Origin of the sequence: Pseudoxanthomonas spadix BD-a59 (assembly GCF_000233915.3) — a bacterium.
GTDB lineage: Bacteria > Pseudomonadota > Gammaproteobacteria > Xanthomonadales > Xanthomonadaceae > Pseudoxanthomonas_A > Pseudoxanthomonas_A spadix.
The window spans coordinates 1,879,401-1,905,467 of the sequence record NC_016147.2; the positions used below are offsets into that span (position 1 = coordinate 1,879,401).

At 67.3% G+C, this 26,067-nt stretch carries 30 protein-coding genes and 1 tRNA gene; 8 read left to right on the forward strand and 23 right to left on the reverse strand.

The window, feature by feature from the left end; genetic code table 11:
- Nucleotides 1-22: 22 nt before the first annotated feature.
- The 17 genes from DSC_RS08380 to DSC_RS17550 all read right to left on the reverse strand — a co-directional run bounded on the left by DSC_RS08380 (nt 23) and on the right by DSC_RS17550 (nt 16,162).
- Nucleotides 23-1,207 carry a DUF3322 domain-containing protein gene (locus DSC_RS08380; protein WP_014160728.1) on the reverse strand — a complete coding sequence of 395 codons (1,185 nt, stop codon included), beginning with the start codon at nt 1,205-1,207 and terminating at the stop codon, nt 23-25.
- Entirely contained in the window at nt 1,204-4,605 is a 3,402-nt protein-coding gene (locus DSC_RS08385) for an ATP-binding protein (protein WP_014160729.1), read from the reverse strand. Before DSC_RS08385 ends, DSC_RS08380 begins: the two co-directional genes overlap by 4 nt.
- Nucleotides 4,598-5,302, reverse strand: coding sequence for a DUF4194 domain-containing protein (locus tag DSC_RS08390; RefSeq protein WP_014160730.1), 705 nt, complete (start codon nt 5,300-5,302; stop codon nt 4,598-4,600). The genes DSC_RS08385 and DSC_RS08390 overlap by 8 nt, the downstream gene beginning before the upstream one ends.
- 29 nt (nt 5,303-5,331) lie before the next feature.
- Complete coding sequence (locus tag DSC_RS08395; protein WP_014160731.1) at nt 5,332-6,804, reverse strand: DUF3375 domain-containing protein; 1,473 nt, start codon at nt 6,802-6,804, stop codon at nt 5,332-5,334.
- Between the two features lie 18 nt (nt 6,805-6,822).
- Complete coding sequence (locus DSC_RS17085) at nt 6,823-7,632, reverse strand: type II toxin-antitoxin system RelE/ParE family toxin (protein WP_014160732.1); 810 nt, start codon at nt 7,630-7,632, stop codon at nt 6,823-6,825.
- The gene (locus DSC_RS17090; protein ID WP_202944876.1) at nt 7,632-7,982 is read right to left on the reverse strand and encodes an addiction module protein; all 351 of its coding nucleotides are present in this window, start codon (nt 7,980-7,982) and stop codon (nt 7,632-7,634) included. The genes DSC_RS17085 and DSC_RS17090 overlap by 1 nt, the downstream gene beginning before the upstream one ends.
- Before the next feature lie 257 nt (nt 7,983-8,239).
- Nucleotides 8,240-9,331, reverse strand: a complete 1,092-nt coding sequence (locus DSC_RS08410) for a site-specific DNA-methyltransferase (protein ID WP_014160734.1) — start codon at nt 9,329-9,331, stop codon at nt 8,240-8,242.
- Nucleotides 9,332-9,603: 272 nt separating this feature from the next.
- Nucleotides 9,604-9,679: transfer RNA gene (locus DSC_RS08415), tRNA-Ala, on the reverse strand.
- 60 nt (nt 9,680-9,739) lie between these two features.
- Nucleotides 9,740-10,447, reverse strand: coding sequence for a lipoprotein-releasing ABC transporter ATP-binding protein LolD (gene lolD, locus DSC_RS08420; RefSeq protein ID WP_122227219.1), 708 nt, complete (start codon nt 10,445-10,447; stop codon nt 9,740-9,742).
- The gene (locus DSC_RS08425; RefSeq protein ID WP_014160736.1) at nt 10,440-11,702 is read right to left on the reverse strand and encodes a lipoprotein-releasing ABC transporter permease subunit; all 1,263 of its coding nucleotides are present in this window, start codon (nt 11,700-11,702) and stop codon (nt 10,440-10,442) included. Before DSC_RS08425 ends, lolD begins: the two co-directional genes overlap by 8 nt.
- Before the next feature lie 49 nt (nt 11,703-11,751).
- Entirely contained in the window at nt 11,752-12,126 is a 375-nt protein-coding gene (locus DSC_RS08430) for a hypothetical protein (protein ID WP_238527631.1), read from the reverse strand.
- A gap of 28 nt (nt 12,127-12,154) precedes the next feature.
- On the reverse strand, nt 12,155-12,421 hold the full coding sequence (locus DSC_RS08435; protein WP_014160738.1) for an FAD assembly factor SdhE: 267 nt from the start codon (nt 12,419-12,421) through the stop codon (nt 12,155-12,157).
- A gap of 75 nt (nt 12,422-12,496) precedes the next feature.
- Nucleotides 12,497-13,276: a succinate dehydrogenase iron-sulfur subunit gene (locus tag DSC_RS08440; protein ID WP_014160739.1), complete on the reverse strand. Its 780-nt coding sequence runs from the start codon at nt 13,274-13,276 to the stop codon at nt 12,497-12,499.
- A 75-nt stretch (nt 13,277-13,351) separates the two neighbouring features.
- Nucleotides 13,352-15,145 carry a succinate dehydrogenase flavoprotein subunit gene (gene sdhA, locus DSC_RS08445; protein WP_014160740.1) on the reverse strand — a complete coding sequence of 598 codons (1,794 nt, stop codon included), beginning with the start codon at nt 15,143-15,145 and terminating at the stop codon, nt 13,352-13,354.
- Between the two features lie 7 nt (nt 15,146-15,152).
- Entirely contained in the window at nt 15,153-15,545 is a 393-nt protein-coding gene (gene sdhD / locus DSC_RS08450) for a succinate dehydrogenase, hydrophobic membrane anchor protein (protein ID WP_014160741.1), read from the reverse strand.
- Nucleotides 15,542-15,937 carry a succinate dehydrogenase, cytochrome b556 subunit gene (sdhC, locus tag DSC_RS08455; protein WP_043290493.1) on the reverse strand — a complete coding sequence of 132 codons (396 nt, stop codon included), beginning with the start codon at nt 15,935-15,937 and terminating at the stop codon, nt 15,542-15,544. The genes sdhD and sdhC overlap by 4 nt, the downstream gene beginning before the upstream one ends.
- Before the next feature lie 72 nt (nt 15,938-16,009).
- The gene (locus tag DSC_RS17550) at nt 16,010-16,162 is read right to left on the reverse strand and encodes a DUF1674 domain-containing protein (RefSeq protein ID WP_014160743.1); all 153 of its coding nucleotides are present in this window, start codon (nt 16,160-16,162) and stop codon (nt 16,010-16,012) included.
- A 39-nt stretch (nt 16,163-16,201) separates the two neighbouring features.
- Between DSC_RS17550 and ygfZ the strand changes: the two genes are divergently transcribed.
- Nucleotides 16,202-17,068: a CAF17-like 4Fe-4S cluster assembly/insertion protein YgfZ gene (gene ygfZ, locus DSC_RS08460; protein WP_014160744.1), complete on the forward strand. Its 867-nt coding sequence runs from the start codon at nt 16,202-16,204 to the stop codon at nt 17,066-17,068.
- 189 nt (nt 17,069-17,257) lie between these two features.
- Here ygfZ and DSC_RS08465 read toward each other — a convergent pair whose 3' ends face one another.
- Both DSC_RS08465 and DSC_RS08470 read right to left on the reverse strand, forming a co-directional pair.
- Nucleotides 17,258-17,806, reverse strand: coding sequence for a GNAT family N-acetyltransferase (locus DSC_RS08465; protein WP_014160746.1), 549 nt, complete (start codon nt 17,804-17,806; stop codon nt 17,258-17,260).
- Nucleotides 17,807-17,957: 151 nt separating this feature from the next.
- Nucleotides 17,958-18,776, reverse strand: a complete 819-nt coding sequence (locus DSC_RS08470; RefSeq protein ID WP_014160747.1) for a glycine zipper 2TM domain-containing protein — start codon at nt 18,774-18,776, stop codon at nt 17,958-17,960.
- Between the two features lie 169 nt (nt 18,777-18,945).
- Here DSC_RS08470 and DSC_RS08475 point away from each other — a divergent pair, with 169 nt between their 5' ends.
- Both DSC_RS08475 and DSC_RS08480 read left to right on the forward strand, forming a co-directional pair.
- Complete coding sequence (locus DSC_RS08475; RefSeq protein ID WP_043290494.1) at nt 18,946-19,170, forward strand: DUF6116 family protein; 225 nt, start codon at nt 18,946-18,948, stop codon at nt 19,168-19,170.
- Between the two features lie 4 nt (nt 19,171-19,174).
- Entirely contained in the window at nt 19,175-19,939 is a 765-nt protein-coding gene (locus tag DSC_RS08480; RefSeq protein WP_014160749.1) for a TatD family hydrolase, read from the forward strand.
- On the opposite strand, the gene DSC_RS08485 is transcribed toward DSC_RS08480, so the two are convergent.
- Nucleotides 19,928-20,776, reverse strand: a complete 849-nt coding sequence (locus DSC_RS08485; protein ID WP_014160750.1) for a tRNA threonylcarbamoyladenosine dehydratase — start codon at nt 20,774-20,776, stop codon at nt 19,928-19,930. The two genes, DSC_RS08480 and DSC_RS08485, sit on opposite strands and share 12 nt — an antisense overlap.
- A 74-nt stretch (nt 20,777-20,850) precedes the next feature.
- On the opposite strand from DSC_RS08485, the gene DSC_RS08490 reads away from it, so the two are divergent.
- The gene (locus DSC_RS08490; RefSeq protein WP_014160751.1) at nt 20,851-21,267 is read left to right on the forward strand and encodes a hypothetical protein; all 417 of its coding nucleotides are present in this window, start codon (nt 20,851-20,853) and stop codon (nt 21,265-21,267) included.
- Between the two features lie 171 nt (nt 21,268-21,438).
- Nucleotides 21,439-21,915, forward strand: coding sequence for a glycine zipper 2TM domain-containing protein (locus DSC_RS08495; RefSeq protein WP_043290495.1), 477 nt, complete (start codon nt 21,439-21,441; stop codon nt 21,913-21,915).
- A 105-nt stretch (nt 21,916-22,020) separates the two neighbouring features.
- On the opposite strand, the gene DSC_RS08500 is transcribed toward DSC_RS08495, so the two are convergent.
- The gene (locus DSC_RS08500) at nt 22,021-22,230 is read right to left on the reverse strand and encodes a cold-shock protein (RefSeq protein ID WP_014160753.1); all 210 of its coding nucleotides are present in this window, start codon (nt 22,228-22,230) and stop codon (nt 22,021-22,023) included.
- A 234-nt stretch (nt 22,231-22,464) separates the two neighbouring features.
- Here DSC_RS08500 and DSC_RS08505 point away from each other — a divergent pair, with 234 nt between their 5' ends.
- The 3 genes from DSC_RS08505 (at nt 22,465) to arsC (ending at nt 24,655) form a co-directional block, all read left to right on the forward strand.
- On the forward strand, nt 22,465-22,950 hold the full coding sequence (locus DSC_RS08505) for a DUF456 domain-containing protein (protein ID WP_043290496.1): 486 nt from the start codon (nt 22,465-22,467) through the stop codon (nt 22,948-22,950).
- Nucleotides 22,951-23,126: 176 nt separating this feature from the next.
- Nucleotides 23,127-24,299 carry a phospholipase A gene (locus DSC_RS08510; RefSeq protein WP_014160755.1) on the forward strand — a complete coding sequence of 391 codons (1,173 nt, stop codon included), beginning with the start codon at nt 23,127-23,129 and terminating at the stop codon, nt 24,297-24,299.
- A complete protein-coding gene (arsC, locus tag DSC_RS08515) occupies nt 24,299-24,655 on the forward strand; it encodes an arsenate reductase (glutaredoxin) (protein ID WP_014160756.1) in 357 nt (118 codons plus the stop codon). The genes DSC_RS08510 and arsC overlap by 1 nt, the downstream gene beginning before the upstream one ends.
- Before the next feature lie 18 nt (nt 24,656-24,673).
- Here the strand turns inward: arsC and DSC_RS16625 are convergent, their stop codons facing one another.
- Together DSC_RS16625 and DSC_RS08520 are read right to left on the reverse strand one after the other, a co-directional pair.
- A complete protein-coding gene (locus DSC_RS16625; protein ID WP_148268110.1) occupies nt 24,674-25,048 on the reverse strand; it encodes a hypothetical protein in 375 nt (124 codons plus the stop codon).
- A gap of 30 nt (nt 25,049-25,078) precedes the next feature.
- Entirely contained in the window at nt 25,079-25,717 is a 639-nt protein-coding gene (locus DSC_RS08520; RefSeq protein ID WP_014160757.1) for a glutathione S-transferase family protein, read from the reverse strand.
- Nucleotides 25,718-26,067 lie beyond the last annotated feature (350 nt).

Consider the following 26,067-nt stretch of genomic DNA (forward strand, 5'->3'; position numbering starts at 1 on the left):
ATCGACGCGATCTCCACGGCGTTCACGGCTCGAAGAGCCCGCGCAGCCGCGCGTTCACCCATCCAAACCCGACGCGCTCCTGCTCCAGTCGTAGTCGCGGCTGGTGGCGATCGAATCTGAGATCGTCATGGACGGCCGCCTCGGCCGGCGTCAGACGCGACAGGTCGTGGCGCGCAGGATCGGGCTCCTGGCCCCAGTGCAGGCGGTGTGCAAGCAGCGTCTGCCGGTCCATGAGGAAGGACGCCGCGTGCGGAAAGTAGCCACGCAACTGGTCGAGGATGGCAAAGCCGTGGGTATCGATGTCGCCCCAGTAGTGCAACCGGCATCGATGCAGCCACGCCGCCCGCGCCAGCGCCTCCCAACCGTAGCCGGCGCCGAACACGACCATGGCGGCCGCCGCTGGCGGGAAGGCGAGGAAGTTGGTCTGGTTCTCGGTGACGAAGACGCGCTCGACGGGTAGCGCAAGCGCCGCAAAGCTCGCCGCGTCCAGGGTGATGTCAGGCAGCCCCTCACAGCCGGGCAAACTGGGCAGCGCCGGGTCGAGCAGACGAAACCGAATCCGCACCGGCTTGTCCAGAAAGCCGAACCGGCGCGTGAATTGCGCCACGCCGCCTGCTCCCCTCTCGACGGCCTCGGCCGGCAGGGCCAGGTCCAGCAGCTCGGTCAGCACGCCGCGGTGGGCCTCGATGAACTTGCTGTCCACCCCGGGCACGTCGACCTGGCGCAGGTACACGCCCGGGCGGGGATGGGCTTGCAGCCATGCGACGACGGCCAGAAGACGCTCCCAGCGGTCGGCCAGGTCCAGCGCCTGGATCGGTCGACGGAACAGCCAGGCCAGCAACGCCGGCTGCGTGGCGGCCGTGTGTTGCCACAAGACCTCCAACCGTTGCGCCTGTCCAACCTTGCCGATGAAGGCCAGCGCGTCCTGCTGGGTGTCCAGCCAGACGGCCGCAGGAAGCCGCTGCACCCCCTGGACGCGATGATTCCACTCCCGCCATTCGATCCGGACCTGCGGGGTGTCGGCAATGGCGCGCACCCAGTCACGCACGGCCTCGAAGCGGTCGGACAGGTCCGAAGCCAAGGGCGCCTTCAGGTTCAGGCGCAGGGGCCTTGGGCCAGCGTCGGTGACCGCCGCGCGCAGCAGGTCGCCGCGATCCCACAAGCGCTGGACCTGGGCGCGCAGGTCTGCCGGCGTGGTCCAGCTCATGGCGCCGCACGGTCTGCGTCTGCCCTTGCTTGGGCCACCCCTTCTGCCTTGTGCGCCCGGTACTCCTCGATCGACAGACAGCGCAGCCGCGAGTCGCGCCCGCCCTCGTTGTGGACGAAGCCGACGCTGGCCACGAACGGCTCGATGATGTGGATCTTCTGCAGCGGGGTGACGATCAGCAACTGCAGGTTGAGCTGCTGGAACAGGCGCAGCCCGTACTGCGCCGACTCGTCCGACCCGCGCCCGAAGGCCTCGTCGATGACCACGAAGCGGAACGACCGCGAACGCACGGCACCCCATTCCAGGCCGAACTGGTAGGCCAGGCTCGCAGCCAGCACGGTGTAGGCCAACTTTTCCTTCTGCCCGCCCGACTTGCCGCCCGAGTCCGAGTAGTGCTCGTGCTCGGCACCGTCGGCGCGCCAGCGCTCGCTGGCCGAGAACAGGAACCAGTTGCGCACGTCGGTGACCTTGGCAGTCCAGCGCCGGTCGGCGTCCGCCAGTCCCTCGCGGCCCCGGAAGCGGTCGATGATGGCCTTGACCTGCAGGAACTTGGCTTCCGAATACTGTTCGTCGGCCGAGCCCGTCATCGCACCTTCGGTACACGCCCGCAGGTCCTGCTGGAAGTCGCGGATCTCTGCATCCGGGCTGGGTTGTGCCACCAGCTTGATGTAGCGGCCGGGGTTGTAGTCGATCGCCTGGAGCGACTGGTTGATGACCTCGACACGCTCCCTGATCGTCTCCCGCTCGCGGGCGAGCTGGGCGTTGAAGTTGGCAATCTCGTTGATCGTGTTGACGTTGAGCAGCTCCTTGAAGCGCGCCTCGAAGCGCGGCAGGTCGTCGCCCTTCAAGCCGGTGAGCATCCGTTCGTACTCCGGCAGCGCCGCCAGGCTCACGTCCATCTCGGCCGTCTCGGCCTTGAACTCCTCCTTGAAGCCACGCATGGCATTGACAATGCGCTCGCTCAGGCGGGCCAGGCGCTTGTCCTCTGCATCGATGCGCTCCTGCAGCCACTTGCGCACATCCTGCTCGCGGTTGTCGCAGGACTCGACCGACAGCTGATGCTCGCCCAGCGCCTCGGCACGCCAACCGTCCAAGCGCCCGACCTGCGTCTGGTCCAGCGGTGCGGCGTTCCAGGCGGCATCGGCCTGATCGCGCAGCTCCTGCGCCGCCTCGCGCTTGCTCTTGACCTCCCCGCGCCTGCCCAGCGCTTCACCGCGCCTGCTTTCGATCTCGCCGAGCCGGTCTTGCGCGGCCTTCAGCTGTCGCCCAAGTTCCTGCAGGGTGTTCGATGCGGCTTCCAGCCTCTCCCGTTCCTCGGTGAGTGCGGCAATCTGGCGGGCCGGGCTCATCCAGTCGATGTCGGCAAAGCGCGTGAACTCCTCCAGGCGCGCGAGCGTCTCCAGCCGGCCGCGCAGTTCCTTGCGTGCCTGCCTGATCTGGCCGATGCGCTGCCCCAGCGTGGCAAGGCTTGCCTCCAGACGCTCCCGCTGATCGCGCAACGCGCGCAGCTTGTCGGCATTGCTCCAGCCGAGCACGTAGCGGCTGCGGTCGTCGATGCGGCTGCGGTCGTCCTTCTCGTGGCGCCCGCTCGGGTCCTTGATCTGGCCGGCGCGGGTGATGGCGCGGGCCTGGCGGCGGAACTGCTCGCCGCTGTCGCAGCAGGCCACGTCGAAACGCTGGCGAAGTTCCTGCTCCAGCCACTCCTCGTGCGGCGAATCCGGCTTGATGAGCAGCTTGCGCACCAGCGACTGCGGATGCAGGCCCGCCCCCTGGGCAGCCTTTCGTGGACGCACATGGAAGTACACCAGCCGGGCGCCCAGATGCTGGCGGTCCACCCACTCGGCCACGGCCTTGTAGTGCGCATCCGGCACCAGCAGCGCCAGGCCAAATCCGCGCAGCAGCCGCTCGGCGGCGCCTTCCCATGCACGCTCGTCCTCACGCACCTGGATGAGCTCGCCCGCGAAGGGCAGCTGGTCCTCTGCGATCGCCAGGGCCGCACACAGCGCATCGCGGATGCGGACCTGGGCGGCGTCGATGTTGCTCTTGCGCCGCTGCAGACTTTCGATCTCCTCGGACAGGGCAGTGTGCGCTTCGCGGCCCTTGCGGAAAGCGAAGTCCTCCTCGCGCTCTTGGTTGTCCAGCTCGGCAATGCGTTCGCGCAAGCCCTCGGCGCGCTGGGCAATGCTCTGCTGGCGGGCGAGGAAGCCTGCTTCATCGGCCGGTGCCACCTCGTCGATGCGGGCCAGCAGCTCCTGGAAGCGGTCGGACTTGTTCTGGCGTTGTGCCTTGTCCTGTTCCAGGCGGCGTATTTCCGCCGCCAGCTCCTCCAGGCGGTCGCCGCCGTTGTCGCGCAGCGCCCGCTCCAGAGCGCCAACTTCAATCCGCTCGGTCTCGCGCTGCGCGTCCAGGCGCTCGATCTGCGCATCGAGCCGGGCCGCATCGTGCGCCAGCAAGTCGAGGCGGCGGTCCAGCAGCTCACCCTTGAGCCGGGCGAAGTAGGGCCGAAGCTGATCGCGCGCATCCCGCCAGCCCTGGATCTCGGTCACCAGCGCCTGGTGGCGCCCACCGTCTTCGACCAGCGGTGTCAGCAAGCCCACCTGCCGCTTGGCCTTGAGCACGGCCTGATGCGCCCGGTCCAGGTCATCGAAGTGGCCGATCAACGCCTCGATGCGTTGCCCGGAGTCCAAGGGCTCGAGCATGTGACTGCGCACGAAATCGGTGAGGTTGCCCACCGACTTCATCGAGACGGTCTGGTGGAACAGCTCCAGGGCCTGCTCGTGCTCGATCCCGAAGCGGCGACGAAACCACGCTCCATAGGGCGGGAAGCTGTCGAACAGCTCGCAGCCGGCGCCGCGCAGCTTCTTGCGCAACGCGGTGATGTCGCCGCCGTTGACCGTGAAGTCATCGGTGATGGTCAACGCCCGCTCCGCCGCCACGAACAGGCGTGCAGGCACACCCTGCGGGTCCTTCAGCCAGAACACCTGGGCCAGCGTCACGGCCTGGTCGTAGCCCTCGTTGCGGAACACGCCAAGGATGACCGAGTAGCTCGACGCATCGCGCAGCGCCACGGGCCGGGCGCTGCCCGTGACCTCGTTGCGCTCGCTCTTGTAGTGGCCCAGCACATAGGAACGCAAGGAGCGCTCGCGGGAATCCGCCCCGGCCGCCTTGTTGTAGGCCACCCGGTGCGCCGGCACCAGCAAGGTGGTGAGGGCATCGACCAGCGTGGACTTGCCCGAGCCGATGTCGCCGGTGAGCAGGCCGTTGCGCCCGTCCAGTTCGTAGCGCCAGACACGCCTGTCGAAGGTGCCCCAGTTCAGCACTTCCAGCCGCTGCAGCCGAAAGCCCACCCGGCTGTCGTCGGCCACGAAGTCCAGGCCGAGCGTCGCTGCCTCAAGCATCGGCCACTGCCTTGCCGGCCACGGCCTTGTCGGTCGCTTCGGCAGGCCCGGCGGACAGCGCCGTGCGGTAGACCTCCAACCGCGCGTCGAACTCGGCCAGCCACTGCGCGTCGACAAAGGCTTTCAGGATGCGCCGCACCTCGTAGTGGCCTCGGTCCTGCCCACTGCCGCCAGCAGGCTTGAGCCGGCGCAGAAAGCCCAGATCGACCACCCTGGTGATGGTCGCGTCCACCTGGTCGATCAGCCGGGCCTCGTTCGTGCCATCGGGCAGAAACACCCGCATCAGCTCGGCAATCTCATCGCGCGAGAGCACCAGCCGGGTGTCGCCACCGCCGGCGTCGAACTCGGCCATGCGCTTGCGCAGCAGCGCCAGCATCAGGCTGACCGGGTAGGACAGCGGCCGGCGTGCGACGAGCCTTGGCAGGCGCGGTGCTCCCTCCGACGCGTCCGGGTCTGGGCGGCTCTTCAGGAAGGCATGGCCCTCGGCCTCGTCCAGCACCAGATCCAGCAGCAGCACGCCGGCCTGCTCCCGCACCCGCGCCTGCAGGCGCAGCAGGCTGGCCCACAGACGCTCGTCGTCATCGCGGTAGAGCACGCCCTTGAGCAGGTGCACCATCAGCTGCGACAGCTCGGGCACGGCCGGCAGTGCGCCGGGCGGGGTCTCCACCGAATCGTTGTCATGCAGCACGTCGTTCATCTCGTTCTCTCCCTGGCCGCCTGACGCCGTCAGCGCGTGAAGATCACGCGGGGCAAGCGCGCCTGGCGCGTCACGGCCTGGCCCGCTGGGTTGCTGGCCTGCCAGCGTATCGGCTCGATCACTGCTTCGTCGACCAGGGCGCGCAGGCCGTCCAGCACATCGCTGCCGGCGTCGGCGTGGGCCAGCTCCAGGTAGGCCACCAGTTCGGCCAGGCCCTGCTGCAGGGGCTCGGCATCGAGCAGCTCGCGCAGCGTGATCTGCGGCTGGCGGCGCAGTGCGCGTTGCACCGCCGAGCGCAGGCGCGCCTTGTCCACCACGATCTGGTCGAACAGGCGCGCGGTGTCGATGTCGTCCTCACCGGCCACCAGCGCCAGATCGGCCAGGCGTGGCTTGACGCTCGGCGTGAACAAGGGCCGCTCCAGCGGCAGTTCGATGCCCGCCGCCATCGCGTCGACCTGCATCACCGTCCCGGACGGCGTGGCCTCGCGCAAGGCCAGCGCCTTGCTCTCGATGCCGTGCAGCAGGTCCAGGATGCGGCGGTTCTCCAGAAAGGCCCGGTCGTCCAGGAATCGGCGCAACTGCTGCGACAGCTGGGCCACCGTGCGCTGGGTGTGTTCGCCGGCCTCCAGCCAGTCGTGGTGCACGCGGCGAGTGCGCGGCCCTGGCTTGAGCGCCGCCACGGCCGGCAGTGCCAGCACCTGGTCCAGCCGCTCGGAGAGTTCCTCCTGCCGCCGGCTGGACATCAGGAAGTCCCAGAATCCGCGGAAGCTGCGGCCCTGGTCGGAATCGCCGATGGCATCGCGCTCGCCCATGATCTGGTCGAGCAGCGCGCCCTTGGCGCCTTCCCACAGTGCGATCTTCTCGCGCACCTTGCGGTCGAGCAGGCGGAAGTTGTGCTCCACCTCGCGGAAGTCGGCCAGCAGCTCGCGCGCCAGTTGCTGGAACTGCTGGAAGCGGTCCTTGACCGCCGTGTCGTCCAGCAGCGGCACATCGCCGGCCAGCACGCGGGCGATCTCGGCGTCCAGTTCATCGCGCTTGCTGCGCAGGTCGGCCACCCGCTTGATCGGGTCGGCCTCGGTGCCGGCGCTGATCTGCTCCAGCAGTGCGAACAGCGTCAGCAGGCGCGACTCGGTGCCCACGAACGGCCGCTCGGTCAGCGACAGCAGCCAGGCGATGGCCTTCTCGGTGGGCGGCGTCAGGTCGAACTGCGCCTGGTCCGTGCCCGGCTTGTAGAACTTGCGCAGCCAGCCCTTGTCGGGCGCGGCCCAGTCGTTCAGGTAGTCCAGCGCGCCCTTGGGGTAAGCCTCCGGCCCCAGCTGCTCGCGCAGGGCAAACAGCTCGTCCTCGAGAGCTTCCGCAAGATCGGCCTCGTTCATCACCCGCACGTTCGGCACCACGAACACCCGGTGCAGGAAGCTCGCCACCAGCGGTGCGTGCGGAGAAGCCAGCAGCCGCCAGGCGGGGTGGCGGTCGCGCAGGGTGGAGAGGGTGGCGTGGTCCACAGCGACGAACTCGCGGAATCAGTCCTGTCGAACCGGCGATGAGGACAGCTTCTCCTCGATCCACTCCCACCGCTTGCCCTTGACCATGACCAAGCGGCAGCGCGCCCAGGACAGGTTCGCCCACCGGCCGCCGATCAACCGGTCATCCCCCGCGATGCGGCCGTCGAAGTGCTTGCGGAACTCGAAGTGCCCGAAACGGTCGTCATGGTCCCGGCTGGGCGCACAGGCCTGGGCGTGGAACGCGAAGGTGTACCGATCCGTCACCGCCATACGCGATCTCGCGTCCTGGCCGAAGACTGCCGCCTGCCTGCGCAGGCCACGCATGCGCGCTTCCGGCAGCGTGGCGCCGGTCACGCTCTTGGCTTCTTCCAGGTCGAGCACCGTGATCGGGCCCGCCTCAGGCAATGCCGCGTGACAGGGGGGACGGCGATCCTTCAGCGCCTTGATGGTCTGCTCGCGGATCGGCCTGCTCGGCACCAGCCACAGGATCACGCTGTGCTCGCAGCGCAGCAGATGCGTGTTGGCGAGCTGCACGCTCCTGGCCGCCAGCCAGGTCTTGCCGCCGCCGGTGGGCGTGTGCGCGACCGCGATGATGTAGATATGGTCAGGCTCGATCGCATAGAGCAGCTTGTACGGAAAGCGGCTCAGGATCATGCGGCGAATCTGGCCGCGCTCGACTGGAGCGGCCAGCGGCCAATGGCCCAGGCGCTTCAAGGCATCCCGCACGTCGGCGCGAAAGCGCGCGCCCAGCCCGGGCATTTGCCGTTCGTAATAGCTTTCGCCATCACTGAATTCGGCCTTCGCCTCGGGTGAAAATTCAAAGCGCATCAGAACGGCCCTACGACGTCCTCCGCTGGAATGCCCTGTATCCGACCCGAGCGGTAAGCGCCGAGCCGTCGCTCGGCCTCCTCGATCCAGACCCGATCCAGATCGGGATCGGGCCGATCGAGGCTGTGCAGGAGTTCGTCGATCAGCGCGAAACGCTCGTCGGGCGGGAGTTTCAGGGCTGTGTCGATCAGTTGTTTCGTATTCATGGATACCTCCAGTGGTTCAATCGGGCGAGTGCTAATTCCGCGCTGCGCATCGGCCGCATTTTGCGCCTTTCTGGCAGCCCGCAACAAAGCATTCAGCGAGCTGCGCAAATCCTCGTCCCGACAATGCTCGAAGGACTTTTTCATTTACTAAGCCGGTCGGGGGGAAAGCCTCATTCAGAGCCACGGACAGGCCCGCCGGCCAAGCGCGCTGGCGCCGGCAGGGCCACCCCCTGTCAAGCCAGCGCAACACCGCCGGCGGGCCTGTCCGTGGTTCCCGCAGGGCGGTCCTGCCGCTGTCGGTGGCGGCGTTGCCGCTCGCTTATGTGCGGTCAACACTGCGCTCGCGGCGCCTTGCCACGAACAGCGGCAGGACCGCTGAGTGAGGCCTCCCCCCGACCGGCTTAGTATGCCTCCGGCGCGTACGGGGTCTGCTTGAAGGTGATGCCCTCGCGTGCGGCGCGGTCGCCCATGCGGTTGGCGGCGGCGTAGATCACTGTGGGGCCGGCAAACCTGGGCAACAGGTCGAACACCGGAACGGTGGGCACGTTGCCGCCGGCGGCGGACTTGTCCTTCAGGATGCCGTTGTAGAGCAGGTAGATCGCGCGACCCTCGTGCACCCCCAGCAGCGGCGATGCCGCTAAAACGTCATTCCCGCGCAGGCGGGAATCCAGTCCTGCACGCTGGATTCCGGGTTCGACTGCCTCGCCCCGGAATGACGACGTATAACCCGTGCCCGTTTCCGCAAACCAGACGAACTCGGCCAGCTGGGCAAAGTGCACGTCGTGACGGATCCGGCCGTCGGCATCGAACAGCGGTTCGGCGGACAGGCGGCAGAACTGGAGGCCGCCGCCCAGGCCCTCGACCACCTTCTCCCCTGGCCCGCTTGCGGGAGAGGGGTCGGGAGTGAGGGCGCCTTTGCTGTAGCCGGTGGCGACGCGCCTGACACGCTCGGCGGTGACGGTGCGGGCGATGGTGTCGTCCATCTCGACCAGGATAAAGCGACGGCTGCCACCGTCTTCGGCGTTTTGTTTCAGTACGGCATGGCCGGTGGTGCCGGAACCAGCAAAGATGCGTTGAACAAGCAGTGATGGTTTGGGGGTGGCAAAGTCCGACACCGACGGGAGGTCATGCAGAACTTCGCGTAGCTCTTTGCGGGAGCCATCCGTGCGGCCAGCGAATTCGTGCGAGCACAGCGTTTGTGGTACCACACCATCATTACGGAGAGCATGTTTATCCCGCTTATGGGCAGGCACCTTGCCGTTGCCATCCTTACCCCGGTAGATCAGGCCTTCGGCCATGTGCCGTTGATGCTCCTCTTGCGAATACGCCCAGCCGCGTGTGCGTTCAGGCCAAGTTTCTTCCCCGGTGTTGGGGTTGGTGCCGCTGTCGGCAGCGCCGCAGGACAGCTCGCGCACCGGCTCAAGCAGGCGCAGCGGGACTTCCTTGTGGTGTCTGGCGACGGCCTCCTTGCCGATCCAGTTCAGTGTGGGCATGGTGCCTGGTGACCTTCAGTTCTTGCAGGTGTTGTTGCCGCCCGCGCCTCGTTCTTGGTCCGCGCCGCCGACGCGCACCAGGACAGCTCGACCTTCCACAGGCGCCCGGCCCGGTGCGCCGGCAGCCCCCGAGATGCTCGCGCCAGCGAGCGCAGCAGCGCCCGCCCGGCGCCGGCCGGTCGGCCCGGCACCGCCGCAAACGCAACCCGCACCCGGACTGCCGATCCGGGGCAAGAAAAAAAAGCCAGGCCACGGGCCTGGCTTCAAAACGGTGGTGGAGCCAGGGAGGATCGAACTCCCGACCTCGTCATTGCGAACGACGCGCTCTCCCAGCTGAGCTATGGCCCCGTGGGCGGGGATTCTACTGGCCTGTCCCTGTGCTTGCCAACTTGCCTGGCTGCGTTGCGGTCATAGTGCAACCGCACGCAGCCTGCCCTGGTGCAGTTCCAGGGTGCGGTCCAGGCGCGCGGCCAGGCGGCGGTCGTGGGTGACCAGCACCAGGCTGGTCTTCTGCGCGCGGTTGAGCTCCAGCATCAGGTTGAACACGGTCTGGGCGGTCTTCTCGTCCAGGTTGCCGGTGGGTTCGTCGCCGAGCACGCAGGCCGGGCGGTTGACCAGCGCCCGCGCCACGGCCGCGCGCTGGCGCTCGCCGCCGGACAGTTCGCCCGGCTTGTGCTCCAGGCGATGGCCCAGGCCGACCTGTTCCAGCAGCACGCTGGCCCGTTGCCGGGCCACCGCCATGTCCTGGCCGGCCAGGGCAACCGGCATCATCACGTTCTCCAGCGCGGTGAACTCGGGCAGCAGGTGGTGGAACTGGTAGACAAAACCCAGCGCCCGGTTGCGCAGCTGGCCGCGCGCCGCATTGGACAGCCTGGACATCTGCTGTCCGGCCACGTAGACCTCGCCCGAGGTCGGCGTATCCAGCCCGCCCAGCAGGTGCAGCAGGGTGCTCTTGCCGGCGCCGGAGGCACCGACGATGGCCACGGTCTCGCCTGCCTGCACGGCCAGGTCCAGGCCGTCGAACACCGGCGTGCGCATCTTGCCTTCGGCGTAGGTCTTGGCCAGCGCCTCGGCCCGGATCACGGTGCCATCGCCCTGCATCGTCGTCTCATTCATAGCGCAGGGCCTCGGCCGGATCGGTGCGCGCCGCGCGCCAGGCCGGATACAGCGTGGCCAGGAAACTCATGCCCAGCGCGATGAGCGCGATCAGCACGATCTCGTGCGGGTCGAGGTCATACGGCAGGCCGGTGATGTAGTACACGTCCGAGGGCAGCAGGGTCACCTTGAACAGGTGTTCGATCAGCTCCAGGATCCGCTCCAGGTTGGTGGTCAGCACCAGTCCGCCGAGCACGCCGGCCACCGTGCCGATCACCCCGATCAGCGTGCCCTGGACCATGAACACCTGCATCACCCCGCGCGGGGTCAGGCCCAGCGTGCGCAGGATCGCGATGTCGGCCTGCTTGTCGGTGACCAGCATCACCTGCGAGGACACCAGGTTGAAGGCGCCCATCGCGATGATCAGCGACAGCAGGACGCCCATGACGGTCTTTTCCATCTTCAGCGACTGGTAGAGGTTGGCGTTTTCGCTGGTCCAGTCGCTGATGCGGTAGACGTTCTGGCCCAGTTGATAGAGCCGCCCGGCCAGGTCGCGGGCCACCTGCTCGGCCTGGTTCAGGTCATGCAGCATCAGGCGCACGCCGGTGACGCCCTGGCCCATGCGCTTGAGGCGCTGCATGTCCTGCATGTTGACGAAGGCCATGCCCTTGTCCACGTCGTTGTAGCCGACGGTGAAGATGCCCGCGACCTTGAACCGCTTGGCCCGCGGGATCGAGCCCATCGGCGTGCTGTCCATCGTGGTGGTGGCCACGTTGACGGTGTCCCCCACGCTCACGCCAAGCCATATCGCCAGCTCGCTGCCGAGCAGGATGTTGAACGCACCGGGCTGCAATGCATCGATCGAGCCGGCATCCATCTTCTCGGCCAGCACCGAGACCTGCCGTTCCTGCTCGGGCACGATGCCGCGGACCAGCGCACCCTGGCCCTGGTCGGCGGTGCCGGTCAGCAGCGCTTCGCTGTCCACGTACGGCGCGGCGCCGGCCACGCGCGGGTCCTCCATCGCCAGCTTCACCGCATCCGGCCAATGCTGCATGGGCTGACCGGCGGCGCTGACCGTGGCATGGGCGGTCATCTCCAGCAGGCGGTCGCGGATCTCGCGCTGGAACCCGCTCATCACCGACAAGGTGGTGATCAGCACGGTCACGCCCAGGCCAATGCCGAGGATCGAGGCCAGCGAGATGAAGGAGATGAAGCCGTTGCGCCGCTTGGCGCGCAGATAGCGCAGGCCGATGGCGACAGGAATGGGTTTGAACATTGCGTCCTGCGATTGACGAAAGGCAGGCCGGCTGCGGCCTGTTGGCCGGCTATGGTGCCACCGCCGCCACCGTGGGCGATACCGCGGCCTCGTCGGCGGCCAGACGCAGTTCACGCCGCTGGTGCGCATCCAGCGTATCCGGCCACCAGACCAGATGGCCCCGCTGGCCGGCAACGTCGCACCAGGCCAGGAACGCCAGCGGCCCGCGCCACTGCACCGCCAACCGCGCCAACGCCGCCCCGTCGAGCGTGCAGGCGGACGTGCCGCCCGGGATCACCAGCCGCCGCACGGGACTGCGCAGGTAGCGGCGCAAGAGATGAAGGTCATAGCCGATGGCCAGTACCGATGCCGCACCGGCACCGGCGCGCGTCAGCGCGCTGCCAAACAACGCCACCACCGCCAATCCCCCGAGCACCCCCAGCATGACGCTGGCCAGGCGCGAGGGCCGCCATTCAAGCCGGCAGCTGGCGGATCCTTTCCATGAGCTGTGCGAGCGCGGCATCGGGGCAGTCCTCATAACCCATGAACCAGCGCCAGAGCCTATCGTCCTCGCATTCGAGCAGTTGTAGGAAAACCGCCCGCTGGGCCTGGGAATCGTTCGCCCAGGCCTTGTCCAGGTAGCGCCCGAACAGCTGGTCAAGCTCGCGCATGCCGCGCCGGCAACGCCAGCGCAGGCGCTTGATGTCCGGATCCAGGGCGGGCTCGGGTACGTCGCTCATCGCAGGTGTCCAAAGGTTTTGCAGAAAGCAAAACGCCCTCCGGCGGAGGGCGCGTTGTGTGCAGCCTCGGTTCGATCAGGCCACCCGGGCCAGCATCAGCTTCTTGATCTCGGCGATCGCCTTGGCCGGGTTCAGGCCCTTCGGGCAGGTCCGGGTGCAGTTCATGATGGTGTGGCAGCGATACAGCTTGAACGGGTCTTCCAGGTCGTCCAGTCGCGCACCGGTGTCCTCGTCGCGCGAGTCGACGATCCAGCGGTAGGCCTGCAGCAGGATCGCCGGACCCAGGTAACGCTCGCCGTTCCACCAGTAGCTCGGGCAGCTGGTCGAGCAGCACGCACACAGGATGCACTCGTACAGGCCGTCGATCTGCTTGCGGTCCTGCGGCGACTGCAGCCGCTCGCGGTCCGGCGCCGGGGTCTGGGTGCGCAGCCACGGCTTGATCGAGGCGTACTGGGCGTAGAAGTGGGTCAGGTCCGGGACCAGGTCCTTGATCACGTCCATGTGCGGCAGCGGATAGACCGGCACTTCGCCCTTGCCACATTCCTCGATGGCCTTGGTGCAGGCCAGCGTGTTGGTGCCGCTGATGTTCATCGCGCACGAACCGCAGATGCCCTCGCGGCACGAGCGACGGAAGGTCAGGGTCGGATCGATCTCGTTCTTGATCTTGATCAGCGCGTCCAGGACCATCGGGCCGCACTTGTCCAGATCCACCTCGTAGGTGTCGGTGCGCGGGTTGCTGTCCTGGTCCGGGTTCCAGCGATAGATCTTGAAGGTGCGCGTGTTCCTGGCGCCGGGCGCAGGAAAATGCTTGCCCTTGCCGATCTTGGAATTCTTGGGGAGTGCAAACTCAGCCATGGCCTGGGTCCGGGTAGAGGATTGGGGGAGTCGGCGCGCCCCGCATGCGGGCGACACGCCGATTCACGGCATTGATCAGTAAACGCGCGGCTTCGGCGGGACCACGTCCACGTCCTTGCTGAGCGTGTACATGTGCACCGGACGGTAGTCGAAGCTGCACTGGCCCTTGTCGTCGACGCTGACCAGTGTGTGCTTGTGCCAGTTGACGTCGTCGCGATCGGGAAAATCCTCGTGCGCGTGGGCGCCGCGGCTTTCGTGGCGCTGTTCGGCCGAGTTGATCGTCGCCACCGCGTTGAGCAGCAGGTTGCTCAGCTCGTAGGTTTCGATCAGGTCCGAGTTCCAGACCAGCGAACGGTCGGAGACCTTGACGTCCTGGAAACTGGCAAACACCTGGGCCATCTTCTCGCAGCCCTCCTTGAGCGTCTTGCTGGTGCGGAACACGGCTGCATCGGACTGCATGGTGCGCTGCATGTTGTCGCGGATCACCGAGGTCGGCGTATCGCCGTTGGCATTGCGCAGCCTGTCCAGCAGGCCCAGCGCCTTGTCGCAGCTGTCCGGCGCCAGGGTCTTGTGCGGCGCGCCGGAAGTGATCGTCTCGGCACAGCGGTTGGCCACCGCGCGGCCGAACACCACCAGGTCCAGCAGCGAGTTGGAGCCCAGGCGGTTTGCGCCGTGGACCGAGACGCAGGCCGCCTCGCCGATGGCGTACAGCCCCGGCACGACCGAATCCGGATCGTCCCCGAGCTTGCGCACGACTTCGCCGTGGTAGTTGGTCGGGATGCCACCCATGTTGTAGTGCACCGTCGGCAGCACCGGGATGGGCTCCTTGGCCACGTCCACGCCAGCGAAGATGCGTGCGCTCTCGGCGATGCCGGGCAGCTTTTCGTTGATCACTTCCGGGCCCAGGTGGGTCAGGTCGAGCAGGATGTGGTCCTTGTGCTCGCCCACGCCGCGGCCTTCGCGGATCTCGATGGTCATGGAACGGGCGACCACGTCGCGCGATGCCAGGTCCTTGTAGTGCGGGGCGTAGCGCTCCATGAAGCGCTCGCCGTTGGCGTTGCGCAGGATGCCGCCTTCGCCGCGCACGCCTTCGGTGATCAGGCAGCCGGCGCCGTAGATGCCGGTGGGATGGAACTGCACGAACTCCATGTCCTGCATCGGCAGGCCGGCGCGCATGGCCAGGCCGCCGCCGTCACCGGTGCAGGTGTGGGCCGAGGTGGCGCTGAAGTAGGCACGGCCATAGCCGCCGGTGGCCAGCACCACGCCGTGGGCGCGGAACAGGTGCAGCGTGCCCTCGGCCATGTCCAGCGCCAGCACGCCGCGGCAGACACCTTCCTCGTCGAAGATCAGGTCCAGCGCGAAGTACTCGATCATGAAGCGCGCGTTGTGCGCCAGCGACTGCTGGTACAGCGTGTGCAGCATGGCGTGGCCGGTGCGGTCGGCGGCCGCGCAGGTGCGCTGCGCCGCCGGGCCTTCGCCGAACTTGGTGGTCATGCCGCCGAACGGACGCTGGTAGATCTTGCCGTCCTCGGTGCGCGAGAACGGCACGCCCTGGTGTTCCAGCTCGATGATCGAGGGGATGGCCTCACGGCACATGTATTCGATCGCGTCCTGGTCGCCCAGCCAGTCCGAGCCCTTGATGGTGTCGTAGAAGTGGTAGCGCCAGTCGTCCTCGCCCATGTTGCCCAGCGCCGCGGAGATGCCGCCCTGCGCGGCCACGGTGTGCGAACGGGTCGGGAAGACCTTGGTGATGCAGACCGTCTGCAGGCCCTTGGCGGCCAGGCCGAAGGTGGCGCGCAGGCCAGCGCCGCCGGCGCCGACCACGACCATGTCGTACTTGTGTTCGGTGATCTTGTATGCGGAAGACATGATGGCTTCAGTTTCCCAGTGCGATGCGGACCACGGCGAAGACGCTGGCCAGCGCACCGAGGAGACAGATGAAACGGACCAGCAGCTGCGACACCATCGCCGTCAGCGGCGCATGCACGTAGTCCTCCAGGACCACCTGCACGCCCAGTTGCGCGTGCCAGAACATGGCCAGCAGGAAGGCCACCAGCGCGATGGCGTTCCACGGCCTGGAGATCGCGTCGGTCGCAGCCAGGTAGTCGGCGTGGACCAGGCTGATGACGAAATACACGAACCAGCTCCCCAACACGATCAGGGCCAGGGCCGTGTAGCGCTGCAGCAGCCAGTGCTGCAGGCCTTCCTTGGCCGAGCCCAGGCCGCGGGCGTTCTTCAGTGGGGTGCGGAAACGCTTGGTGCTGCTCATGCCAGGGCCCCCTTTGCGAATACGCCGGCCCAGATCAGCAGCGCCAGGACCAGGCTGCCCGCACTGACCAGCCAGCCGTTGCGGGTGAAGGCGGCGATGGCATAGCCAAGTCCGCCATCCTGCGCCAGGTGGCGGATGCCGTTGAGCAGGTGATAGCTGAAGGCCCAGGTCCACAGGAACAGGAAGACCAGTCCGTACCAGGTGCCGGCCTGGGTGGACATGAAGGTCCAGGCGTCGGGGCCGGTGGCCAGGGCGACCAGGGCGGCGGCGATCAGCAACGCGCCGAGGGCCAGGATGATGCCGGTGGCGCGATGCACGATGGAGGTGACCATCTGGATCTGCCAGCGATACACCTGGAGATGCGGGGAAAGCGGTCGTTGACGTGTCGCCATTGCGTGGCTCGTTATCTCGGCTGGGCGGTCGGCAAAGGCCGCGTTGGCTGGAAGGCGCTGCCGGTGTCGACTTCAGAAGTCGACGCAGCGCCCGTTCTTTTCCCAATCTCCGTAGCGGGTCGGCTCGGGGCCGTCGCGCCCCCCGATTTCCTTCTGCGCTGGCGCCGGTTGGGGCTTCAGCGTTTCAGGATCGGGTTCGGGGATGGGTGGGGTTTGGCCTATCATGTCATTCTCGCAACGCACAAAATTTTAATCCTCACGATCTTGACTGACAACCGCCAAAATCCCGGTGAACGGGCCTTTGCCCTGACCGACCACGGCCTGGTCACGCTGCAGGGGCCCGATGCGGTGGCGTTCGCGCAGGCGCAGTTCGCCAACGATCTCAATGCCCTGGAAGCGGGCCGCTGGCAGTGGAGTACCTGGCTGACGCCCAAGGGACGGGTCATTGCCGTGTTCGCCGTGCTGCGCCCGGCCGCCGACCAGCTGATGCTGGTGCTGCCCGATGTCCCGGCCGTGGAAATGGCCGCCGCGCTCAAGCGCTTCGTGTTCCGCAAGCAGGTGGTGATCGAGGCGCCGGCCGCCCTGGAAGTCCAGGGCGCGTTGACCGCCCCGCTGCGTGCGCAGGGTGCGCTGCTGGACGTGCAGGACGGGGCGATCGAACTGGATATCGGCTCTTCGCACCAGCCGCGCCTGCTGCGCGTCAGCAGCCAGCAGGCGCCCGAGGATGTCGCCGCCCTCGCCCGCTGGCGCGACATCGACCTGCGCCACGGCCTGCCGCGGCTGGATGCCTCCCAGCGCGAGCAATGGACCCCGCAGCAGCTGTCGCTGGAACGCCTGCATGCCTTCAGCGTCAAGAAGGGCTGCTACCCGGGCCAGGAAATCGTGGCCCGCACCCATTTCCTGGGCAAGGCCAAGCGCGGCCTTGCCCTGCTGGAAGGCGATGCCCTGCTGACGCCAGGTGCCCCGGTGGAAGACGGCGAACGCCACCTGGGCCAGGTCGTCAGCGCCAGCAGCCACGCCCCCGGGCCGGCCCTGGCGGTGCTGCCGCTGGATCATCCGCCGGCCGATACGCTGCGCAGCGGCTCGACCATGTTGCGCAGCCATGTCCTGCTCGACGGCCTGGCGCGCTGAGCGTCGGGCATTCACCCGTCCTCGCGCTCGATGATCGGCACCCTGCCATTGGCATGGCCAAAAACTCCGGCGTGCGGGTCTGGCCGTTGGTGCTGTCCACTTCCACTCAGCGGTATGGGCGGCCCAGGCGTTCCAGCACAAGCTTGACCTTGTGGCAGTTGCCGGAGGTGGACATCCCGTAGGCGGTGATCATCGCGTTGCGTTGCTGGCGTACCACTGCGCGCGCGACTGGCCCCAGATTTCCACCGGCTTGCCGGCGTACGGCGCAGGCAGCGTGTCCATCCGCAGTAGCCGCGAGCCAAGCTTGGCAGCCACCGCCTTGGAAGGCAGGTTGTCCGGATCGATCGAGTGGATCACCTGGTGCCAGGGATGATGTCCCAGCACCCAGTCCATCGCCGCACGCGCCGCTTCTGGTGCGTAACCCTGGCCCCAGCGATCGCGCTTGATGCCCCAGCCCACTTCCGTCCCGGGCCAGCCTTCAGGCTGCCAAGGCCCGACCCGACCGACCCAGGCGCCAGTGGCCTTCTCGAACACGAAGAAGAACCCGAATCCCTGCAGCTGCCAGGCGCCGACCACGGTAGCCAGGCTGCGCCAGGCCACCGCGCGCGGCATCGTGCCACCCAGGTGGCGCATGGCCTGCTGGTCGGCCGCAAATGCGGCCCAGTCATCCAGATCACCGGCACACGGCGGCCGCAGGATCAGCCGCTCGGTGTCCAGTTGAAGTTCAAAGACGCTCATGCAGGTGTGCATCGGCTGGGGCGGGCTGGTACAGGCGGTGCCTGCGCGGGGTCAGCATACCGGTCGCGCGTGTCAAGCCGCTTTGGTATCGCGCCAAAACAAAAGAAGCCGGCTTTCGCCGGCTTCCTCTCGCTGCATGCGCGCGGGCCGATCAGCCACGCGTGTCGTCCAGTGCCGCGGTCTGGGTGACGACCTTGCCGTCGATCACCGGCAGCCGATCCGAATCGGGCTTGCGGTCCAGGCGGATGGTCTTTTCCTGGCCTTCGTAGCGGTAGGTCACGTTGTAGCCGGCGATGTTCTTGGTGCTGCCCATCGCGATGCGGCTGCCAGGCTGGTGGTCCATGCGCATGGTCCCGGTGGTGCCATCGGGATTGCGATAGGTGACGTTGTAGCCGGTGACCGTCGAGGACTCGGAGGTGGCGGTCTCGGTGTGGCACTGGCGTTCGGTACGCTGTACCACGCGACCGCCGACATGGTTGCGGTCCACGCGGTTGCCAACGAAACCGCCGGCCACAGCGCCCGCGGCGGTGGCGACATCGCGGCCGCTTCCGCCGCCGAGCTGGTTGCCGACCAGGCCGCCGATCACCGTACCGGCGACCGTGCCGCCCACGTTGCCGTCGCGTTCGGGCAGGCGCTCGTTGACCACCACGTCCCGGCAGACCTCGCGCGGGGTATTGGTAATGGTGGTTTCGCGAACGGGCTCGGTCGCGATCACGGCGGCGTACAGCGTGCCCTTGTCCATGACCGGTTCGACGCTGACCACATCGGCGTACTCCAGTTGCGCGCCAGTGGGTACGTCGCTGGCCGGCAGGACTTCACCGCTGTCCAGCGCCGAGGTCGCCGGCGCCTCGCCGTCGGCCGTGGCGAAGGTCTGCGCGGGCGTGCGATTGTTCATGTAGGCCGCCGTGGCCACGCCGCCAAACAGCAGCGCACCTGCGCCGACCAGAATCATGGTGGTGGTGTTTTTCATGGAGGCCTCCGGGCGGATGAGCCCGTGTTGATGTCTGGCGCGGATTGTTGTCCTTCGAAGCTGAACAAGGTATCCACTGACAGGTCCCTAAACCGCCTGTTGCATGAATGGAGTATCGCTCCGAGGCGCGTGTTAGCGTCCTTTTTTCGGACCCAAGGCTGATCCCGCCATGCCCCACCCCGTGACATTGCCCCTGCTGAGCTGGGCGCGCCGCCTGCGCTATCCCACCCTGTTCAAGCTCGCCGCGCTGCTGTTCGCGGTGGATCTGGTGGTGCCCGACATGGTGCCCCTCGCAGATGAAATCCTGCTGGGGTTGGGCACGCTGTTGCTGGCCGGCTGGAAGGACCGCAGGGCCCGGCCGCTGGACGCCGCATCCGGCCGCCCCGGCCGCTGAGTCGATGCTGACCGACAGTCACTGCCACCTGGATGCCGCGCTGTTCGATCCCGACCGCGAGGCGGTGCTCGCCCGCGCGCGCCGGGCCGGGGTGCTGCGCCAGGTCGTGCCGGCCACCGAAGCGGCCGCCTGGCCCAGGCTGGGTGAGGTCTGTGCGCATGATGCAGGCCTGTTTGCCGCCTACGGGCTGCATCCGCTGTTCCTGCAGGCGCACCGCCCGCAGCATCTGAATGAACTGCGCGACTGGATCGAACGCGAGCGCCCGGTGGCGATCGGCGAGTGCGGACTGGACTTCCATGTCCAGGGTCTGGACGTCGAGGACCAGCAGGGCTATTTCCGGGGCCAGCTGCGGCTGGCGCGCGAGTTCGACCTGCCGCTGATCGTGCACGCACGCAAGGCGGTCGAAGCGGTGATCATGGCCGTGCGCAAGGTCGGTGGCCTGCGCGGCGTGGTCCACAGCTATGCCGGCAGCGAGCAACAGGCCCGCCAGCTGTGGGACAGCGGGTTCATGATCGGCCTGGGCGGCCCGGTGACCTACGCACGCGCGCAGCGCCTGCGCCGGCTGGTCGCCTCGATGCCGCTGGAACACCTGCTGCTGGAAACCGATGCGCCCGACCAGCCCGATGCCGACCATCGCGGACAGCGCAACGAACCGGCACGGTTGCCGCTGGTGTGCCGGACCATCGCCGCGCTGCGCGGACAGGACCCCGAGCACATCGCCGCGGCCACCTCGGCCAACGCCACCCGGCTGTTCGGCCTACCCGCCTGAGCCTGCGGCCGTCGGCTCGCGCGTCGGCTTCAACAGCAGTTCCAGCGCGCGCCCGGCGGCGGCGAAGGCAAAGGTGCCGGTGATGTGGGTGGCCGCGCCCAGGCCGGCGCCGCAGTCCAGCTTGAGGGCGGCATCGGCCCCCAGCACCGGCCGCAGACCGCACACGCTGCCGTCCGGCTGCGGGTAGCGCACGTTTTCCAGCGAATAGACCGCCGAGATGCCGAAGTAGCGCTTGGCGCCCCTGGGGAAATTGAACTCGCCGCGCAGCTTTCTGCGCACCAGCGCCAGCATGGCATCGTGCTCGGTCCGCGACAGGTCGCGCACCCGCACCTGGGTCGCATCGGTGCGCCCGCCGGCCGAGCCGACCGTGATCATCGGCAGCTTGCGCCGACGGCACCAGACGATGGCTTCGACCTTGGTCCGGAAACTGTCGCAGGCGTCGATCACCAGGTCCAGGCCGCGGTCCAGCAGCGCGTCCATGTTCGAGGGGGTCAGGAAAGCCTCCACCGCCTCGACCTGGATGTCCGGATTGATTGCGCGGCAGCGCTCGGCCATCACCACCACCTTGTTGCGGCCGTACTGGCCATCCAGCGCCGGCAACTGGCGGTTGGTGTTGGACAGGCAGATGTCGTCGGCATCGATCAGCAGCAGCCGGCCCACGCCCGAACGCGCCAGCGCCTCGACCACCCACGACCCCACCCCGCCCATGCCGATCACCGCCACGGTGCGGTGCGAGAAGCGCTCGACAGCGCCGAGGCCATACAGGCGGTCGATGCCGGCGAAGCGTTCCTTCCAGACCGTGGAGACAGCGGGCGCGGGTATGGCGATGGCCTTCATGCGCGTAGTCTAAAGTCGGTCTTGACCCGGCGCGTCGTAACATCGGCCCCCCGGACCCACCCAGAGCACGCCCCATGGCCAGCCAGACATCCCGATTCCTGTTCATCTTCATCCTTGGCCTGCTGGTCGGCGCGGTGGCCACGGTCATCGCGATGCGCTGGCTGCAGGAACGGCAGGATCCGTTTCCGCACAGCGTGATGCACGTGATGTCCAAGCAGACCGATGTACTCAAACAGAACCTCACCGCCAATCGCTGCACCGCCAGCGATGCGATGCCGCGCCTGCAGACGCTGCGCGCGGTGGCCAACGACCTGGAGACCGCGTTCCCGGACCTGGCCGAAGACCAGCGCTTTGTCAGCCATGCCGGCCAGCTGCGCGCCACCCTGGACGGCGCACTGTCGGCCCCACCGGTCGGTTGCCCGGATGCCAAGGCCACACTGGCCAAGGTGGGTGAGGCCTGCAAGGCCTGCCACGACGACTTCGCCCGCTGAGGCCATGGCCGGCGAACGCATTGGCTGTTGCTCGATTCCGGGGGGATTGAACGAACAGCGCCGCAGGTTGGCCTCGCATTCATGATGGGGACAACACGATGCGCGCCATATCGAGTGCTGCGCATTTATCTTTCGTTCCCCGATTCGCCATAACGGCGAAAGGAGTCTGGCATGTCCCTTCGAACCTTGACCCTGATGGCTGCCGGCGCGCTGACGCTGGCAGGCTGCGCCACCACCTCGCCGTACAACGGCTACGGCGGCAGTGGGGGCGGTTATTCCTCTGCGACTTCCTCGCGCTCGTGCGCCGACTGCGGCATCGTCACGCGGATTGACCCGGTTTCGGCCACCCGCAGCGCGCCGACCGGCACCGGCGCGGTGCTGGGCGGCATCGTCGGTGCGGTGGCCGGCCGCCAGATTTCCGAGGAAACCGGTGGCAGCAAGGGCAACAAGAACGTCGCTACGGTCGGCGGCGCCGCGGCCGGCGCGCTGGCGGGCAACGCCATCCAGAACCGCGTTACCTCCGACACCTACAACATCACCGTGCGCATGGATGACGGGCGCACCGTCGTGATCACCCAGCGTGATCTGGGCGGTGTGCGCGAGAACACCTACGTCCGCGTGGTCAACGGACGGGTCGTGATCCGCTGAACCTGCTGAGGTCAGGCAGACGATGAAAAACCCGGCCTCGGCCGGGTTTTTTCTTGGCCATGGCGTGGCAACGCCGCGCACCGACGATGCGGCGCTCGGGTAATCTCATTCCGGTGTGACCGCGTCGGCCTGCAGGCCCTTCTGGCCCTGGACGACGGTGAAGCTTACTTTCTGGCCTTCCTTCAGGCTCTTGAAGCCCTGGGTCTGGATGGCGCGGAAGTGCACAAACACGTCCTCACCATTCTCGCGGCTGATGAAGCCGAAGCCCTTCGCATCGTTGAACCACTTCACGGTTCCGGTCTCGCGCTCTGCCATTGTCGTATCTCCTTGGAACAGGGGGGTCGTTTACGCCTGGTCGGGCGGCTGGTTGCAAGGAGGAAGCGAGGTAGGACGATGTAGCGGATCACTGGATCTACCGCATCAGGCCACGATTCACGGTGACCCTGGCAAGCGCAGCGGCTTGACAGTAACCCGCCGAAAATCAAAATGCAACGACCTTCAACCGACATTCATGTTTCTCCTAAGCCGCTGTTTGAAAAAGGAAAATAAGTGGAATTACAGACCATTTTGTACGTCCTGGCGGCGCTGATGATGCTGGTTGGCACAGCCGGGGTCGTCCTCCCAGTACTTCCGGGCCTTCCCTTGACCTTCGCCGGCATGCTGCTGGCGGCATGGGTCGGCGGTTTCCAGCAGGTCGGTTGGATCACCCTGACCGTGCTCGGCGTGCTGACGGCGCTGTCGGTGGTCGTGGACCTTTTGTCCACCGCCCTGGGTGCGCAGCGTGTGGGTGCCAGCCGTCTGGCGATCATCGGCTCGATCATCGGCACCTTGGCCGGCTTGTTGTTCCTGCCCATCGGGATCTTGGTCGGCCCATTCGCCGGTGCGCTGATCGGCGAAATGCTGCACGGGCGCGAACTGGGCCAGGCCACCAAGGTCGGGTTGGCCACGTGGATGGGGCTGATGCTCGGCGTGGTCCTCAAGGTCGGCCTGGCCTTCGCCATGTTGGCGGTGTTCTTCGTGGCCTGGTTCCACTGACCGGCCTACCGGCCTTCACACGCTCCATTTCATCGGATTGCCACAATCCCGACCGCCCGACGGTCCCGACATTGGGGAAGGCCGCGGGCACCACGCCCGCATTGCACAAGCTGACAGGTCCTGTCGGCGCACGGCACACTGCTGGCATCGCTCCTTCTTTCATCCAGGTCAACGCCATGCGCCCACGCCGTCCCCTGCCTCGCCTCGTTTCCCTGCTGTGCGCGGCATCGCTGCCGGGCCTGGCCCATGCCCAGACCCAGGGCGGCCTGCCAACCATCACACCGTCCTCGGTCGAAGCCTGCGCGCCGATCGAAATGGATGCCCAGCGCCTGATCTGCTATGACACGGCGATCAAGCGCACCGGGCCGACCACCCAGCAGGCCGATGCCGCCGCCGCACAGTCCAGTGAGGTGACCAAGCAGCAGCGCGCACTGGATGCACCGCCGCCTGATGCCCCGGTCACCGAGCGGCTCAGGCACAGCGCCGGGGCACTGTTCGCCAACGACGACTACGATGCCGCCCGTGCCAATGCCGGCAAGGGTTCGCTGCTGGATTCGCGCTGGGAACTGGCGGCCGATTCGAAGCTGGGCGTCTTCCAGATGCGCGCCTACAAGCCGGTTTACCTGTTGCCCGCGTTCTGGACCTCGAAGACGAACAAGAAGCCCTCCTCACCCAATCCGGACAATACCGTCACCGTGGCCCAGGACCTGCAGAACCTGGAAGCCAAGTTCCAGCTGAGCTTCAAGACCAAGTTCGTGGAGAACCTGTTCGGCACCAACGGTGACATCTGGGGCGGCTATACCCAGAGCTCGCGCTGGCAGGTCTACAACAGCGACGCCTCGCGCCCGTTCCGCGAGACCAGCTACGAGCCCGAGATCATGATGGTGTTCCGTACCAACTACGAGCTCGGCGGTTGGCACGGCAGGTTGGCCGGACTGTCCCTCAACCACCAGTCCAATGGCCGCGGCGAGCCGCTCTCGCGCAGCTGGAACCGGGTGATCGGCCAGGTCGGCTTCGACCGCGAGAACTGGGCGCTGGTGGTGCGGCCGTGGTACCGCATCTCCGATGGCGACGACGATGAGAACCCCAACATCGAGGACTACATGGGACGTGGCGACGCGACCCTGACCTACGTTCGCGAAGGTCACGAATTCTCGCTGATGGGCCGGCATTCGCTACGCAGCGGCGATGACTCCCATGGCGCCCTGCAGGCCTCCTGGGGCTTTCCGATCGAGCGCAACCTGCGCGGTCACATCGAGATCTTCCACGGCTACGGCGAAAGCATGATCGACTACAACCACAAGGCCACCTACATCGGCCTGGGCATCTCGCTGCTGGAGTGGTACTGATGCAGGGCATCACCATCTGGCACAACGCGCGCTGCAGTGCTTCGCGGCGCGCGCTGGAGCTGATCCGTGATGCCGGCTTCGAACCGCAGATCGTCGATTACCTGCGCGATCCTCCGGACCGGGAAATGTTGAACGGGGTGCTTGCAGCCGCCGGCCTGTCGCCGCGCGCGCTGCTGCGCGACAAGGAGCCGGCCTACGCGCAGCTGGGCCTGGACGATCCGGCCATCGACGACGCCGCGCTGGTCGAGGCCATGCTGCGCAACCCGGCGCTGATCAACCGGCCGGTGGTCATCACCGAACGCGGCACGCTGCTGTGTCGCCCGCCGGAGCGGGTGCTGGAGATCCTGCCGGTCTGAGCCGCGGCGCCAGGCAGCCTATTCGAGGCAGCCGCCGCAGGACACGATGCAGCCATGCCAGGTTCTAGTGCAGGACCCGTAATCGGGGCTGGGGTCGACGCAGGCGCCACCACCGGGATTATTGACGATCTGGCAGCGCTGTTTGTCCGAATCCTTGACCCAAGGTGAGCACCGCTGTTCGACTTGGTCCCGCCGCGCCTGGCAGCTGCCTTGCGAACCTTGCGCGATGGCCTCGGCCGCGTTGTTGCAGTTGTAGCGCTGCTGGTCGCACTGCTCGGCGCAGATCGCGCCCGCCGGGGTGGTTGGCCGATGTACCACCGGCCCCCGGCAGCCTGTCAGGACCAGCGTCGAAAGGAATGCCGGTGCCGCACGTATCGAGATTCTTTCCTTCATGGCCACGTTCCTTGTGCCCGCACTTGCAGGTCATTGCCAGTCGCTGATGCCTTCGCGGCGATAGGTTTCCTGGAAGGCCGGGCGCGCCTTCATGAGCGCGGCGTGGGCCTTCAGCGCGGGCCAGCTGTCGGTGGGGCGCGGCATGTTGCGCGACCAGCGCATCAGCATGGTCAGCACGAAATCGGCGGCCGAGGGCTGCTCGCCCAGCAGGTATGGCCCGCTGGCGGCCAGGTGCGCGTCGACCTGCTGCCAGGCCTGTTCCAGGATGGCCCGCGAGGAGGCTTGGATCAGCTCGACATGGGCCGGGCCGGCCGGTTCGTCCGGATAGAACCAGCCGCGGTAGGCCGGCATCAGCGTGTAGGCGCACAAGCACATCCAGCGGTAGTACGCCGCCCGCGCCTGAGTCCCAGGCGCCGGCGCCAGATTTGCCTGCGGATACAGGTCGGCCAGGTGCATGGCGATGGCCGCCGATTCGGTCAGCACCTGTCCATCCAGCACCAGCGTGGGCACGCGGCCCTGCGGGTTGAGCTTGAGATACTCGGGCGACTTCTGCGCGCGAGTATCGAAGTCGACAAGCTCCAGGCGATGGGCAATGTCCAGTTCGATCAGCAGCCAGTGCACGACGAGGCTGGCGGTGCTGGGGCTGTAGTACAGGATGGCTTCGGTCATTGAGGCGACTCGTGCGTGTGATGGAAGCAGGTCCAGTCCTCCACCAGATGGCCACCGCGGCCCGGTAGCCCCTGCCAGGTGCTGCAGCATGCGGCCTGGACGCGAATCCGCGCGGTCCCGTCGTGGCTGGCGCTGACCGCATCGATAGCACCATCGTGGACCGCGTGTAGGGTGTGGCACCGGCGCGCGACGACCTAGCCGCCTTCGGGCTGGCAGGGCGCAACAGGGCGCAGGAAGCGGTTTTCCCGCCTGACGTACGCAGCCAGCCTGCAGCGCAGTGCCCACGGCGGCATCACCATAGCCTCATCCAGCGCTCCATGCCTTCTCAATCCGAAGACAGCGCCGGAGGA